The organism is Superficieibacter sp., from assembly GCF_032071645.1.
Classification (GTDB): domain Bacteria; phylum Pseudomonadota; class Gammaproteobacteria; order Enterobacterales; family Enterobacteriaceae; genus Superficieibacter.
In genome coordinates this window covers 290748-305945 of sequence record NZ_DAMAPU010000002.1, presented here as the reverse complement: position 1 = coordinate 305945, position 15198 = coordinate 290748, and the positions used below count along the sequence as shown (strand labels likewise).

The window sequence follows — 15198 nt, the reverse complement described above, 5'->3', positions numbered from 1 at the left end:
CCCCGCTAAACCGGGGCGATTACACGCCCTGTAACGTTCTGATCCTCGCCGCGTCCTCACCCGGCGTCATGCCAAAATAGCGCTTAAATTCCCGACTGAATTGCGAAGCGCTTTCGTAACCTACCCGCATCGCCGCCGCGCTGGCCTTCATGCCATCGTGGATCATCAGCATCCGCGCCTTATGCAGGCGATACGATTTCAGATACTGCAACGGCGAGGTGCTGGTGACCGATTTGAAATTATGGTGAAACGCGGAGACGCTCATATTCGCTTCGGCAGCGAGCTGATCAACGCTCAGGTTCTCGGTGTAGTGGCTTTCGATGCGCTTGAGCACCCGGCTGATCAGGCTGAAATGCGTCTGGCGGCTGACCAGCGCCAGCAGTGCGCCCCCACGCGGGCCGGTGAGAACGTGATAAAGAAGCTCGCGGATAATCTGCCTGCCGAGAATGCGCGCATCCAGCGGGCGCTCCATTACGTCCAGCAGCCGCTCCGCCGCGCAGAGAATGTCATCCGACAGCACCGACGAGTTAATACCGCTCGCCGATGAGCCAGGCTGAAAACTCTCGTCTTCACCAATATCCATCAGCAGTTCCTGCAATTGCAGGATATCCACATTCAGGCGCAGCCCGGCCAGCGGCACTTCCGGCGTGGCGTAGGTTTCGCACTCGAACGGCAGCGGTACGGTAAGCAGCAGATACTCATTGGTGTCATAGCGAAAAACGCGCTCATTGATATAACCAATTTTATAGCCGGAAAAGAGAAAAACGATCCCCGGCTGATACATCACCGGCGTGCGCGTCCCCGGCTGGGTGCCGTACAGCAGACGCACGTCCGGCAGCAGGGTGCTCAGGGATTTTTCGTTAGCTCTTAGCAGGTTAATTTTTTCGGTGAGTTGCTGGCAGATTTCCTGACGGTCCATAATGGGTCATCTCCGGGGCGCAATGAGGGAATATGAGTGTGCCTGCATTTATCCGCATTCTCCAGCGCCGTGGAGAAATGGGCAAGAGATCGACAGGAATATGCATTGAGAGCAGACCACAGCACGCCCACAATGAAAGCCTGTTTTTTCACCCACATTAGGGAACGAACAATGAATAATTTTACTCTGCATACCCCCACCCGCATCCTGTTTGGTAAAGGCGCGATTGCCGATCTGCGTGCGCAGATCCCGGCTGACGCCCGCGTACTTATCACTTATGGCGGCGGTAGCGTGAAAAAAACCGGCGTGCTGGATCAGGTTCACAGCGCGCTCGCCGGGCTGGACGTGCGCGAATTCGGCGGCATTGAGCCAAACCCGTCTTATGAAACGCTGATGAACGCGGTAAAAATTGCCCGCGATGACCACATCACTTTTCTGCTGGCCGTCGGCGGCGGTTCAGTTCTCGACGGCACTAAATTTATTGCCGCCGCCGCTCACTACCCGGACGGCATCGATCCGTGGCACATTTTGCAAACCAGCGGCAGCGAAATCAAAAGCGCAATCCCGATGGGCTCCGTCCTGACCCTGCCCGCCACCGGATCTGAATCCAACAAAGGCGCGGTGATCTCGCGTAAAACGACTGGCGACAAGCAGGCGTTTCACTCTCCGTTCGTGCAGCCGGTCTTTGCGGTTCTCGACCCGGTTTACACCTACACTCTGCCGCCGCGCCAGGTCGCTAACGGCGTGGTCGATGCATTCGTTCACACCGTTGAACAGTACGTCACTTATCCGGTGAACGGCAAAATCCAGGATCGTTTTGCGGAAGGCATTCTGCTGACGCTGATTGAAGACGGCCCGAAAGCGCTTCAGGAGCCGGAAAACTACGATGTGCGCGCCAACGTCATGTGGGCGGCGACCCAGGCGCTCAACGGCCTGATCGGCGCGGGCGTGCCGCAGGACTGGGCCACCCATATGCTGGGCCATGAGCTAACGGCGATGCACGGCCTCGATCACGCGCAGACGCTGGCGGTCGTGCTGCCCGCGCTGTGGAATGAAAAGCGTGCTGCCAAGCGCGGCAAGCTGCTCCAGTACGCCGAACGCGTCTGGAATATTACCGAGGGTAGCGAAGACGAGCGCATTGACGCCGCCATCGCCGCCACCCGTCACTTCTTCGAACAGCTCGGCGTGCCGACCCGCCTTTCCGGCTACGGCCTGGACGGTAGCTCTATCCCGGCGCTGCTGGCGAAGCTGGAAGAGCACGGGATGACCGCGCTGGGCGAACACGGTGATATCACCCCCGACATCAGCCGCCGGATTTACGAAGCGGCACGTTAACCATTTCATCTCCCGGCTTTCGTTTTTGACTTTTTCGTCCAGACTTAATGCACACAACTTCGCCGGAGGACACTTCGGCGAGTTTTCAAAAAGGAGGTATGCATGACACATCCAGGCGTAATCAAACTTCAGGACGGCAACATCATGCCGCAGCTGGGGCTCGGCGTGTGGAAGGCAGGCAATGACGAGGTTGTCCAGGCCATTCATAAAGCGCTGGAGACCGGTTATCGTTCCATCGATACCGCGGCCGCGTACAAAAATGAAGACGGTGTAGGGAAAGCGTTACAGAGCGCTGGCATCCCGCGCGATGAACTGTTCATCACCACCAAGCTGTGGAATGACGATCAGAAACGTCCTCGTGAAGCCTTGCAGGAGAGCCTTGAAAAGCTTCAGCTCGATCACGTCGATCTCTACCTGATGCACTGGCCGGTTCCGGCGATCGATCGCTATGTTGAAGCGTGGCAGGGCATGATCGATCTGCAAAAAGAGGGGCTGATCAAGAGCATCGGCGTCTGTAACTTCCAGATCAACCACCTGCAACGGCTGATTGACGAAACGGGCGTAACGCCGGTGATCAACCAGATCGAACTGCACCCGCTGTTACAGCAGCGCCAGCTTCATGCGTGGAACGCGACGCATAAGATCCAGACCGAATCCTGGAGCCCGCTGGCACAGGGCGGCGAAGGCGTATTTGACCAGAAAATCATTCGCGATTTAGCCGACAAATACGGTAAAACGCCCGCACAAATTGTTATCCGCTGGCATCTTGATAACGGGCTGGTGGTGATCCCGAAATCAGTCACGCCGTCGCGCATCGTAGAAAACTTCGGCGTCTGGGACTTCCGTCTGGATAAAGACGAACTGGGCGAAATTGCCAAACTGGATCAGGGCAAACGTCTGGGACCGGACCCGGATCACTTCGGCGGCTGATTCCCCGTCACATTTTCCATTAATTCACGATGACATATCTCCGGCGGCGGCAGTTGCGTCGTCGCCGGGATCTGGCAGACCACAGCAAACTGCGCCCCGTCAAAAGCGTGCGAATTACCGAACGCGCCGCCCAAATTAAACGTGTTTACCTGCCCGGCAGCAGGAACCTGTAATTTAGCCTGGTGTATCCAGTCAATCGGGCCGATCGGAATAAAGAACGCCAATTCATGTTTCCCGGAAAACGTAAAACGCCCTGCACCATCGGATTGCGTCGTTTCTGAACCGGCATTACTTTCGAGGGTGACCTGCTGGTCCGCGAGCGGCTGTCCCTGACTATTGAGCATCAGCCCTTCCACCTTCGGCTGCGACTGGTACCAGGTGACGCAGCCGCTCTGTAACAGCGCGGCGCTAATCAATGCTGGCCAGAATTTTTTATTCATTCTTATTGTCCTTCACGGCGTCTGCATGTTGCGCATCAGCGCTCATAGTAATACGCGTTAGTCCGCCACGCTAAACCGCCCGGCAGACCAGGCTGCCGGGCAAAGCATTTAACGTCCGGCAACCTTCCCACGTTTTTTATTACCCGCAGGTATCTGCCGCTGGTGCGCCACCGGCGTATGCTTCGTCAGCGCCGGGCGGGTATTACGGTTCTGCCGCCGGGCTTCGCGCATCTCTTCGAGGGTCGGCGCGGGTACCAGGCAGTCGCGGCGACCACCAATCAGATGCTTTTTGCCCATCTCTTCCAGCGCCTGGCGGATCAGCGGCCAGTTGGCCGGATCGTGATAGCGCAGCAGCGCTTTATGCAGGCGGCGCTGTTTATCTCCTTTCGGCACCACCACGTCTTCACTCTTGTAATCAATCTTAGCCAGCGGGTTTTTGCCGGTATAATACATGGTGGTCGAGTTGGCGAGCGGCGACGGATAGAAGTTCTGCACCTGATCGAGACGGAAACGGTGCTGCTTCAGCCACAGCGCCAGATTCACCATGTCCTCATCGCGGGTGCCAGGGTGCGCGGAGATAAAATACGGGATCAGATACTGCTCTTTCCCCGCCTGCTTCGAATAGGTATCAAACAGCTCCTTAAAGCGGTGATAGCTACCCATCCCCGGCTTCATCATCTTCGACAGCGGGCCTTCTTCGGTATGTTCCGGGGCGATCTTCAGATAGCCGCCCACGTGATGGGTCGCCAGCTCCTTAATATAACGCGGGTCCGCCACCGCCAGATCGTAACGCACGCCGGAAGCAATCAGAATCTTCTTCACGCCCTGCAGATCGCGGGCGCGGCGATAAAGATCAATCGTTGGCTGATGGTTGGTATCCATATGCGGGCAGATCTCCGGGTACACGCACGAGAGCCTGCGGCAGGTCTGCTCGGCGCGCGGCGAGGTGCAGCGCAGCATATACATATTGGCCGTGGGGCCGCCCAGATCGGAGATCACCCCGGTAAAGCCAGGCACCGAGTCGCGAATGGCTTCGATCTCATTGATGATCGAGTCCTCGGAACGGCTTTGAATGATGCGCCCTTCATGCTCGGTGATCGAGCAAAACGCGCAGCCGCCAAAACAGCCGCGCATAATGTTGATGGAAAAGCGGATCATCTCATAGGCCGGAATGCGGGCCTGACCATATGCCGGATGCGGCACGCGCTGGTACGGCAGGGCAAACACGCTGTCCATCTCTTCGGTGGAGAGCGGAATGGCGGGCGGGTTGATCCACAGATAGCGATCGCCATGCTTCTGCATCAGCGCCCGCGCGCAGCCGGGGTTGGTTTCATGATGCAAAATGCGTGATGCGTGGGCGTAAAGCACTTTGTCGCCCTTCACTTTCTCGAACGACGGCAGCAGCACGTAGGTTTTTTCCCACGGTTTCGGACGCGGCGGCTGCACGGTCACGCGCTTCGCCTCTGACTTTTGCGGGGCAACCGGTTTGTTATCGGCGCACGGCAGATCGTCGCCGTAAGGATGCGGGATCGGGTCGATTTTGCCCGGCGTGTCCAGCCGCGTGGAGTCCACCCCGCTCCAGCCCGGCAGCGCTTCTTTAACGATAATCGCAGTATTACGCACGTCGCGGATCTGACTGACAGATTCTCCCATCGCCAGACGGTGTGCCACTTCCACCAGCGGACGCTCGCCGTTGCCGAAAATCAACATGTCGGCTTTGGAATCAACCAGCACCGAGCGGCGCACGGTATCCGACCAGTAATCATAGTGCGCGGTACGGCGCAGGCTGGCTTCGATGCCGCCGAGGATCACCGGTACGTCTTTCCACGCCTCTTTACAGCGCTGGGTATAGGCCAGCGTGGCGCGATCCGGGCGTTTGCCCGCCACGTTATCCGGGGTGTAAGCATCGTCATGACGCAGGCGGCGATCCGCCGTATAACGGTTGATCATCGAGTCCATATTGCCTGCCGTTACGCCGAAAAACAGATTCGGCTTGCCGAGGCGCATAAAGTCCTCTTTGCTGTTCCAGTCCGGCTGGGCGATGATCCCCACCCGGAAGCCCTGCGCTTCCAGCATCCGCCCGCAGATCGCCATGCCGAAGCTCGGATGATCCACGTAAGCATCGCCGGTAACAATGATAATGTCGCAGCTATCCCAGCCCAGTTGATCCATCTCTTCACGCGACATCGGCAAAAACGGCGCGGGGCCAAAACAGGCGGCCCAGTACTGCGGCCAGGAGAAAAGGTCACGATCCGGCTGGATCAGGGAAATTGCGCTCATAATGCTTCCGGGGAAAAAATAATCAAAGGGCGAGGATTATAAGCCCGATTTCAACAGAAATCGAAGGGTTAATGCAGGATGCCGCCGGACAGGTTATCCGGCGCGCGGTACAACACAGTGAGACCGTCGAAAATGACCAGCAGAGTAAGATAACCGCCTGCGGTCATCATCCAAAACGTGACGAACCGATACCCTGCTTCGCTGCTCCTCACTGGACGTCCTTGTCCGTATTGCTGCTTTTAAGGCGCAGGATTCACCAGCAGTTGCCCGATAGATCCCCGATCCGCCATTTCCAGCGTCTGGCTGGCGTACTGGAACGGGAAATGCGCCCACGAGGGCTGACCGAAGTACACCAGCAGTTCAACCTGACCGTCGATCCAGACGGTATCTTTCCAGCCCCGGTCTTCCGGGAACGGCATCGCGCCGTTGACGTTGCGGATCTGGAACATCACGCCTTCAATATGGAAAGATTGCGGCATATCGGCGCGCACCGTCCAGCGCTCCCAGGTGCCCTGCTGGGCGGTGATATCCACGCGCTGCGGGTCCCAGAGCTGGCCGTTAATACCCGGATCGTCGCCGAGGCTGATATCGCGGCTGCGCACCGCCGCGCCGCTGATCAGCTCCGCCGGAAGCAGGCGCTGCGGCAGGCTGTCGGTGACCAGCGGGAGCAGGCCCGTCGGGCGCAGAGTCAGCACCAGCGTGGAAATCAAAATGCTTGATGGCTCAAAGAAGCCGCGAATGCGGTCCATAATGCCCGCCGCTTCACCGCAGGTGATCGAGACTTCATCACCATTGGTCATGTCGACGAGGATCTCGCGCCGCTCGCCCGGTGCCAGCGAAAGCTGTTTGACGGAAACCGGCGCGGGCAGGAATCCCTGATCGCCGGAAATGACGTGGATCGCCCGACCGTCGCTCATTTGCAGCTGGTAGCGGCGGGAGTTGGAGGCGTTGAGCAGGCGCAGGCGCACCCAGCCACGCGATACTTCAACGTAAGGGCTTTGCGCGCCGTTCACCAGCAGCGTATCGCCAACAAAACCGCCGCTGCCCGGCTCGCTGTACTCCGGCGTACCGAAGTTATCCAGCCGTTTATCCTGAATAATGACGGGGAAATCATCCACGCCGTAATGACCTGGGATCGGCAGTGATTTGCTGATCTCATCTTCTACCAGCCACATGCCCGCCAGACCCTGATAAACCTGTTCTGCCATCCGGTTCGGCGTATTGGCGTGATACCACAGCGTGGCCGCGTTCTGGCGGATCGGTAATACGGGTGCCCAGTCGGCATTCGGCGACATCATCCGCGCCGCACCGCCAATCAGCGGCCCCGGCACCTGAAGGCCGCTTATGGTCATCGCCACGTTTTCGGTCATCCGGTTACTGTAGATGAGCTTGACGTCATCCCCGCGCCAGACGCGGATCGTCGGCCCCAGATAACGGCCGTTGATCCCCCAGACGGGCGCACGCGTTCCCGGCGTAAACGTCCAGTGCGAGCGCTGAAGCGTCAGAAAAAGCGGCTGCCCGCGACGCGACTCCAGCAAAGGAGGGACCGGCAGAGCCTGCTGCTGTCCGGCTGCATTTGCCCTCAGCGGCACCGCACCAGCGCAGAGCGCCAACCCTGATGCCTGAACAAACTGACGCCGACTGAGTGACATATTGACTCCGTTGAGACCAAAAAAAGTAAGAGGGTTCCGTTTCCCGCCGGACAAACCGGATTAACGCTGTTCCGCCGCTTCCCGCTCGGCAACTTCTTTATCCAGCTCGGCAATTTTTGCCGCCATCACTTCACGGCAGTGGGTGGCGAGATCGCGGACCTGATCTTTACCCCAGCGGCTGGTATCAATGGGTGGCAACATTTCAACAATCACCAGCCCGTTATTCAGTCGGTTAAGCTTAATTTTATTGGACGTATTAGAAACGCACACCGGGATCACCGGCACGCCTGCGGCAATCGCCGCGTGAAATGCACCGGTCTTGAACGGCAGCAGGCCGCGTCCACGGCTGCGGGTGCCTTCCGGGAACATCCAGATAGAGATACGGCGCTTTTTGAATTGATCGACCACGGCGGCGATGGTGCTGTGCGCGCGTGAGCGGTTGTTACGGTCAATCAGCAGGTTCCCGGTCAGCCAGTAAAGCAGGCCAAAAAACGGAACCCAGATCAGGCTTTTTTTACCGACGGTAACGGTCGGTGGCTGGACGATGCCGGAGGCGGTGACCATATCGTAGTTGTTCTGATGGTTCGCAATATAAATAGCGTTACCGTAGCTGCCCGCATCGGCAGGCATCCGCCGTTCAACCTTCAGGCCGAAGACGGGCGCGAGACGGGCAAACAGATGACCAAATGTAGCAACGTGCTTAGGATTACGCGGACTAAAAAGACAATAAATACAGCCAAATACGCATACCAGAATGCTATAAATGACCACAACAATTAAACGCAAAATTGAAAGCATAGCTACCTCTAACACCCGGACCGTTTAGAATTATTCAGGATATTAACCCGGTCCGCCGTCATGTGAATTGCAGGTTCCCGAAGGGGTATTGTTATTCGCAGCGCGTGAATTAACAACGATTTTACAGCAATTTTATTGCTTCCCCTTCCACGTTGGGAAGGGGAAATCAGGATGTTTTATTCTTCGCTATCGCCCGCGCTCGCCCGGTGTGGAGAGTCGATATCCACGCGGTCGATTTTTTGCAGCCCGCGCATCAGGGAACCGCGGCGTCCGCGTTCACCGACCACTTTCTGCAACTCTTCCGGGCGCAGTTTGATCTTGCGCTTGCCGACGTGGATAGTCAGCGTGCTCTGTGGCGGCAGCACAAAGAGATGCGCCAGGCCGTCCGTTCCCGCCGCCGCTTCCGCTGAAGGGATGCTGATAATCTTGTTCCCCTTCCCTTTCGACAACTGCGGCAGGTCGCTGACCGGGAACATCAGCATCCGTCCGGCATGGGTGATGGCCAGCAGCATGTCGGATTCATCTTCAACGATCAGCGGCGGCAGCACGTGAGCGTTTTCCGGCAGCGTAATCAGCGTCTTGCCTGCGCGGTTGCGCGAGACCAGATCGTTAAAGGTGCAGACAAAGCCGTAGCCCGCATCCGACGCCATCAGCAGCTTCTGCTCGTCGCCGGTCATCAGCATATGCTCAACCGTCGCGCCCGGCGGCAGCGTCAGCTTGCCGGTCAGCGGCTCGCCCTGCCCGCGTGCCGATGGCAAAGTAATCGGATCGATCGCATAGCTGCGGCCAGTGGTATCAATGAACACCACCGGCTGATTGCTCTTGCCTTTTACCGAGGCTTTCCAGCTATCGCCCGCTTTATAGTTCAGCCCCTGCGCGTCGATGTCGTGGCCTTTGGCGCTGCGCACCCAGCCCATCTGCGACAGCACGATAGTCACCGGTTCTGACGGCAGCATGTCATGCTCGCTCATGGCTTTCGCTTCTTCGCGCTCGTGCAGCGGGGAACGACGGTCATCGCCAAACGCTTCCGCATCGGCCTGTAGCTCTTTCTTCAGCAGGGTATTCATTTTACGTTCGGACGCCAGAATGCCCTGCAGTTGATCGCGTTCTTTTTCCAGTTCCGCTTGCTCGCCGCGAATTTTCACTTCTTCCAGTTTGGCGAGGTGGCGCAATTTCAGTTCGAGGATGGCTTCGGCCTGGGTTTCGCTGATGCCAAAACGCGACATCAGCGCTGGTTTCGGTTCATCTTCGCTGCGGATGATCTCAATCACTTCGTCGATATTGAGAAACGCCACCAGCAAACCTTCAAGGATATGCAGGCGCTTAAGGACTTTCTCCAGACGGTAATTCAGACGGCGACGCACGGTATCGCGGCGGAACACCAGCCATTCGCTGAGGATTTCCAGCAGGTTTTTCACCGCCGGACGCCCGTCAAGGCCGATCATGTTCAGGTTGATGCGATAGCTTTTTTCCAGATCGGTCGTGGCGAACAGGTGGTTCATTACCTGATCCATATCCACGCGGTTGGAGCGCGGCACAATCACCAGACGGGTCGGGTTTTCGTGATCGGATTCATCGCGCAGGTCATCGACCATCGGCAGCTTTTTATTGCGCATCTGGGCGGCGATCTGCTCCAGCACGCGCGCCCCGGAGGTCTGGTGCGGCAGCGCGGTAATCACCACCGCGCCGTCTTCTTTTTTCCACACCGCACGCATCCGCACGGAGCCGCGACCGTTTTCGTAGATTTTACGGATTTCAGCGCGGGAGGTGATGATTTCCGCTTCGGTCGGGTAATCCGGCCCCTGCACGATATCCAGCAGTTCGTCGAGGCTGGTTTTCGGCTGCTCAATCAGCGTAATGGCGGCTTTGGCGATTTCGCGCAGGTTATGCGGCGGAATATCCGTCGCCATTCCCACCGCGATGCCAGTAGTACCATTAAGCAGAATATTCGGCAGGCGCGCAGGCAGCATTTTCGGCTCCTGCAACGTGCCGTCGAAGTTCGGCACCCAGTCCGCCGTGCCCTGGCCCAGCTCGCCCAGCAGAAGTTCTGCATATTTTGACAGCCGCGATTCGGTATAACGCATCGCCGCGAAGGATTTCGGATCGTCCGGCGCGCCCCAGTTCCCTTGCCCGTCCACCAGCGGATAGCGGTAAGAGAACGGCTGTGCCATCAGGACCATCGCTTCATAACAGGCGCTGTCGCCGTGCGGATGGTACTTACCGAGGACGTCGCCGACGGTACGGGCGGATTTTTTAAATTTCGCGCTGGCATTCAGCCCCAGTTCCGACATCGCATACACGATGCGGCGCTGAACCGGCTTCAGGCCATCGCCAATAAATGGCAATGCCCGATCCATGATGACGTACATGGAGTAGTTCAGGTAGGCGTTTTCTGTGAATTCATGTAGCGCAAGGCGCTCTGCCATATCGCTCATTGATTGTGATTCCTCAACTTGTACCCGGCTATTGATGGGCAATATTGCCGCAGATACTACCCTATCTGCGGCGTTGAGTCACAAAGAAAAAGGGCCGGAGAACCGGCCCGGCAGGGGATTATTTCGTCACTTTATTGACGTGCTTAACATCAATTTCAACAGAGTTGCGGCCTTTATCGACTTCCCCCTGAATTTCAACGGTATCCTGCGGGGTAATGGTCACGCCGTTCCAGCGCTTGTCGTCGATATCGACATTAATCGTACCGGAAGCATCTTTGAACAGATACAGTTCGTCGCCTACTCGCTCAACCAGCGTACCGCGCAGGGTAACCGGCGCATCGTCATTGAGTTTTTTCGCATTCTCAACCGTGACCGCGCTGCTGTTCGGGCCATTGAAGCCCCCGTTTTGCGTGGCGTTCTGGGTGCCGTTTGGTCCGTTAAATCCACCCTGGGTGGCAGCAAACGCCGGGGCAGCGCAAATCGCAAGAATAGCCGTCATTGCAGCAAATTTTTTCATCTGATCTTCTCCCTTCGGTTTATTTCATCTTTATTAAACAGTGTAATACTTAACAACTTCTTAACTGGAAAAAATAAAAATTTTCAGCCTGTTCCGGGTATGAGAAGATCGCAGGCTATCTTCATCGGGGCACAAGGAGCGTCAGATGCGTATTTTGTTGATAGAAGACGACAAACTGATCGGCGATGGCTTAAAAGCCGGATTAACAAAAATGGGCTTTAATCTCGACTGGTTTACCAGAGGTGAAGACGGACGCGCGGCGCTGTATAGCGCGCCCTACGATGCGGTTATTCTCGATCTGACGCTGCCCGGCATGGACGGCCTTGATATTCTGCGCGAGTGGCGCGAAAAAGGGCGCGACGAGCCGGTGCTGATCCTCACCGCCCGCGATGCGCTGGCGCAGCGCGTGGAAGGGCTGCGCCTCGGGGCGGACGATTATCTGTGCAAGCCATTTGCGCTCATTGAGGTTGCCGCCCGGCTGGAAGCGGTGATCCGCCGCGCCCACGGTAAGCCCCGCAGCGAACTGCGCCACGGTCAGGTCATGCTGGACCCCGGCAATCTGGTGGCGACGCTTGCCGGTGAACCGCTCGCGCTCAAGCCGAAAGAATTTGCCCTGCTGGAACTGTTACTGCGCAACGCCGGGCGCGTGCTGCCGCGTAAGTTGATCGAAGAAAAACTCTATTCCTGGGATGATGAAGTGTCCAGCAACACCGTGGAAGTTCACGTCCACCATCTGCGCCGCAAGCTCGGTAACGAATTTATTCGCACCGTGCATGGCATCGGCTACACCTTAGGTGATGCATGATTTTTACCCAGCGCCTGAGCCTGCGCGTCAGGCTGACCCTGCTTTTTTTACTGCTGGCCCTCACCGCCTGGTGCTGCGCCAGTCTGGTGGCGTGGCATCAGACGGCAAAACAGCTCAACACGCTGTTTGATACCCAGCAGCTCCAGTTTGCCAGACGGCTTAGCGCGATGGATTTTAACGAACTGCGCCTGCCGCAACCGCCCCTGACGCCCTCGCGCAAGATTAAAAACGGTCACTACGACGACGACGTGATGGCCTTTACCATCTACAGCAGCGACGGCACGATGGTGCTGCATGATGGCGAGAATGGCCGCGATATTCCCTATAATTATCAGCAGGATGGATTCGAAAACGGCTATCTCACCACCGACGACGACACGTGGCGTTTGTTATGGCTGACGACGCCGGATAACCGCTACCGTATCGTGGTCGCCCAGGAGTGGGAATACCGCGAAGAGATGGCGCTGAAGATCATCACCTCCCAGCTCACGCCGTGGCTGATTGCGTTGCCGCTGATGTTGCTGCTGCTGATCGCGCTGTTAAGCCGCGAACTGCGCCCGCTGAAGAGACTGACCCACACCCTGCGCCACCGCTCGCCGGAATCGGCGGACTCACTGAGCACCAAAGGCGTACCCAGCGAGGTGCGCCCGCTGGTCGAAGCGCTCAACCATCTGTTTCTGCGCACCTGGGAAATGATGACCCGCGAGCGGCGGTTTACGTCCGATGCCGCGCACGAGCTGCGCAGCCCGCTCACCGCACTGAAGGTGCAGACGGAGGTCGCCCAGCTTTGTATGGACGATCCTGACGCGCGCAGCAAAGCGCTGGCCCAATTGCATACCGGCATCGACCGCGCGGCGCGGCTGGTGGAGCAGCTTCTGACCCTGTCGCGACTGGATTCGCTGGAAAATCTCGACGACGTGCAACCCGTCCACCTTGCCGATCTGCTGCAATCGGCGGTGATGGATATTTATCATCCCGCGCATCAGGCGGGCGTAGAGGTGGGGCTGCATATCGCCGCCCAGAACGTCACCCTGACCGGGCAACCGCTGCTATTAAGCCTGCTGGTGCGTAACCTGCTCGACAACGCCGTGCGCTACAGTCCGCCGGGCAGCAAGGTTTACGTCACGCTGAACAGCCGAAGCTTTATGGTGCGTGACAACGGTCCCGGCGTCAGCGATGAAACGCTGGCGCGGCTCGGCGAACGCTTTTACCGCCCGCCGGGGCAGGATGAAACCGGCAGCGGGCTGGGGCTGTCTATCGTGCAGCGCATCGCCACGCTGCATAAAATGTCGGTGACGTTCTCACATGCGCCGGAAGGCGGGTTTGATGTTCAGGTGCGCTGGTGATCTGATTATTGCTCTGAACGCAAAAGTCTTTGCACATTTTGCCAATGTTACCGCTGTGCCCCATGCCGTAAAATGCCCGGCAAACGCAATATACCGGGAACACACAATGAGCAATATTTTGATTATCAACGGCGCGAAGAAATTCGCCCACTCTAACGGCCAGCTTAATGACACCATGACCGAAGTGGCAGAAACCTTTCTGCGCGACGTCGGTCATCAGGTGCGCGTAGTGCGTGCGGAAAGCGACTACGACGTGAAAGAGGAAGTGCAGAATTTCCTCTGGGCCGACACTATCATCTGGCAAATGCCGGGCTGGTGGATGGGCGCCCCCTGGACGGTGAAAAAATATATCGATGACGTGTTTACCGAAGGTCATGGCGCACTGTACGCCAGCGACGGTCGTACCCGCTCTGATGCCAGCAAAAAGTATGGTTCCGGCGGTCTGCTGCAAGGTAAAAAATATATGCTTTCGCTGACCTGGAACGCGCCGCTGGACGCATTTACCGACCCGGAACAGTTCTTCCACGGCGTCGGCGTGGACGGCGTATACCTGCCGTTCCACAAGGCGAATCAGTTTCTGGCGCTCGAACCTCTGCCGACATTTATCGCCAACGACGTGATTAAATTGCCCGACGTCCCGCGTGATATCGCAGAATACCGCAAGCATCTGGCGGCGATTTTTGGTTAAATACAGGAATTATTCACAGAAGGAGTTGAGTAACCATGTTGACCGTTATTGCTGAAATTCGCACCCGTCCTGGACAGCATCACCGCCAGGCGGTACTGGATCAGTTTGCGAAAACTGTTCCGCTCGTACTTCAGGAAGAAGGCTGCCACGGCTATGCGCCGCTGGTCGATCACGCGGCGGGCGTCAGCTTCCAGACTACCGCTCCCGATTCCATCATCATGCTGGAACAGTGGGAAAGCGTGGCTCACCTTGAAGCGCACCTGCAAACGCCGCATATGAAAGCGCACGGCGAAGCGGTGAAAGGCAGCGTACTGGAAACGCACATTCGCATTCTCGAAGCCGGTATCTGACCGCAACAGTAGCGCGAACGGGCAAACCTCCGATCCGGTTTGCCCGGTCAGCCCCCGCTGATTTATATTCCCGCCCCCCCCGGTGAAGCGTTAATAAACATTCACCATTTCAATAAATACAAACAATTCACATAGAAAATACAAATAAAAAAAATGGCTTTAATAAAAGCTATTTTTCGGCAACCGGACGCAATGTCCGATTGGGTGTTTTTTATGTGATTTAAACCGCATTCACCCCGTCCCTTTTATCGATATTATCCGTATATAAATAAGCGCATGGAGAAGTTGCCGAATGGAGATATTACTTGCCCTGGTTGCCGGGTTAATTACCGCATTTATTTTTACATTCATTAAATTACCCATTTCTGCCCTTCGGATGTGGTCGGGGAGCGCGGGGTAAATTATGTCTGGTCGCTATAAGCAAATGCGCCAACGTTTTATCCTTCTTGAAATTAAGAAAAATAAAAGCGTAAAAATTAACGCGCTCGCCGCCCAGCTCGCCCGCGGAGAAAACATCACCGCCGCGCTGACCTACGCCAGCGCCTTTGCATCGCTGGCCGGGGAGCGCGAAGGGGCATCGAATATGCCGGAACATAGCGCCGTCATTGAAAGGCTCCACTCACTCATAGATTGATATTGATATAAAACGCATCGCCGACGGATATGGCGATGTTTGATCTCTCGCGTGACTTATGATTTTTCA

Annotated in this window: 14 protein-coding genes and 1 pseudogene; 7 read left to right on the top strand and 8 right to left on the bottom strand. The window is 57.0% G+C overall.

Annotated elements, in window-relative coordinates:
• Positions 1-19: 19 nt before the first annotated feature.
• Positions 20-919 (bottom strand): AraC family transcriptional regulator, encoded by a 900-nt coding sequence (locus RT197_RS05775; RefSeq protein WP_312948251.1) that lies wholly within the window; start codon positions 917-919, stop codon positions 20-22.
• A 171-nt stretch (positions 920-1090) separates the two neighbouring features.
• Between RT197_RS05775 and yqhD the strand changes: the two genes are divergently transcribed.
• A complete protein-coding gene (gene yqhD / locus RT197_RS05770; protein WP_312948250.1) occupies positions 1091-2254 on the top strand; it encodes an alcohol dehydrogenase in 1164 nt (387 codons plus the stop codon).
• A 102-nt stretch (positions 2255-2356) separates the two neighbouring features.
• Positions 2357-3184, top strand: coding sequence for a 2,5-didehydrogluconate reductase DkgA (dkgA, locus tag RT197_RS05765; protein WP_312948248.1), 828 nt, complete (start codon positions 2357-2359; stop codon positions 3182-3184).
• Here dkgA and RT197_RS05760 read toward each other — a convergent pair.
• The 7 genes from RT197_RS05760 to RT197_RS05730 form a co-directional block, all read right to left on the bottom strand.
• Complete coding sequence (locus tag RT197_RS05760; RefSeq protein WP_312948246.1) at positions 3169-3624, bottom strand: carboxypeptidase regulatory-like domain-containing protein; 456 nt, start codon at positions 3622-3624, stop codon at positions 3169-3171. The two genes, dkgA and RT197_RS05760, sit on opposite strands and share 16 nt — an antisense overlap.
• A gap of 108 nt (positions 3625-3732) precedes the next feature.
• Positions 3733-5904, bottom strand: coding sequence for a YgiQ family radical SAM protein (locus RT197_RS05755; protein WP_312948244.1), 2172 nt, complete (start codon positions 5902-5904; stop codon positions 3733-3735).
• Positions 5905-5972: 68 nt separating this feature from the next.
• Positions 5973-6116, bottom strand: a complete 144-nt coding sequence (locus RT197_RS05750; protein ID WP_312948242.1) for a hypothetical protein — start codon at positions 6114-6116, stop codon at positions 5973-5975.
• 27 nt (positions 6117-6143) lie between these two features.
• Complete coding sequence (gene ftsP / locus RT197_RS05745) at positions 6144-7556, bottom strand: cell division protein FtsP (RefSeq protein ID WP_312948240.1); 1413 nt, start codon at positions 7554-7556, stop codon at positions 6144-6146.
• 60 nt (positions 7557-7616) lie between these two features.
• Entirely contained in the window at positions 7617-8354 is a 738-nt protein-coding gene (gene plsC, locus RT197_RS05740; RefSeq protein WP_312948238.1) for a 1-acylglycerol-3-phosphate O-acyltransferase, read from the bottom strand.
• 176 nt (positions 8355-8530) lie between these two features.
• Positions 8531-10789 carry a DNA topoisomerase IV subunit A gene (parC, locus tag RT197_RS05735; protein WP_312948236.1) on the bottom strand — a complete coding sequence of 753 codons (2259 nt, stop codon included), beginning with the start codon at positions 10787-10789 and terminating at the stop codon, positions 8531-8533.
• Positions 10790-10907: 118 nt separating this feature from the next.
• Positions 10908-11306, bottom strand: coding sequence for a YgiW/YdeI family stress tolerance OB fold protein (locus tag RT197_RS05730; RefSeq protein ID WP_312948235.1), 399 nt, complete (start codon positions 11304-11306; stop codon positions 10908-10910).
• A gap of 145 nt (positions 11307-11451) precedes the next feature.
• Between RT197_RS05730 and qseB the strand changes: the two genes are divergently transcribed.
• From qseB to RT197_RS05705, 5 genes and pseudogenes are all read left to right on the top strand, one after another.
• Complete coding sequence (qseB, locus tag RT197_RS05725; RefSeq protein WP_312948234.1) at positions 11452-12111, top strand: quorum sensing response regulator transcription factor QseB; 660 nt, start codon at positions 11452-11454, stop codon at positions 12109-12111.
• Positions 12108-13457 (top strand): quorum sensing histidine kinase QseC, encoded by a 1350-nt coding sequence (gene qseC / locus RT197_RS05720; RefSeq protein ID WP_312948233.1) that lies wholly within the window; start codon positions 12108-12110, stop codon positions 13455-13457. The genes qseB and qseC overlap by 4 nt, the downstream gene beginning before the upstream one ends.
• A gap of 106 nt (positions 13458-13563) precedes the next feature.
• The gene (locus RT197_RS05715; RefSeq protein ID WP_312948232.1) at positions 13564-14145 is read left to right on the top strand and encodes an NAD(P)H-dependent oxidoreductase; all 582 of its coding nucleotides are present in this window, start codon (positions 13564-13566) and stop codon (positions 14143-14145) included.
• Between the two features lie 35 nt (positions 14146-14180).
• A complete protein-coding gene (locus RT197_RS05710) occupies positions 14181-14495 on the top strand; it encodes a putative quinol monooxygenase (RefSeq protein ID WP_312948231.1) in 315 nt (104 codons plus the stop codon).
• A 481-nt stretch (positions 14496-14976) separates the two neighbouring features.
• Positions 14977-15129: pseudogene (locus RT197_RS05705) on the top strand (ribokinase); the annotation flags it as partial.
• Between the last annotated feature and the right edge of the window lie 69 nt (positions 15130-15198).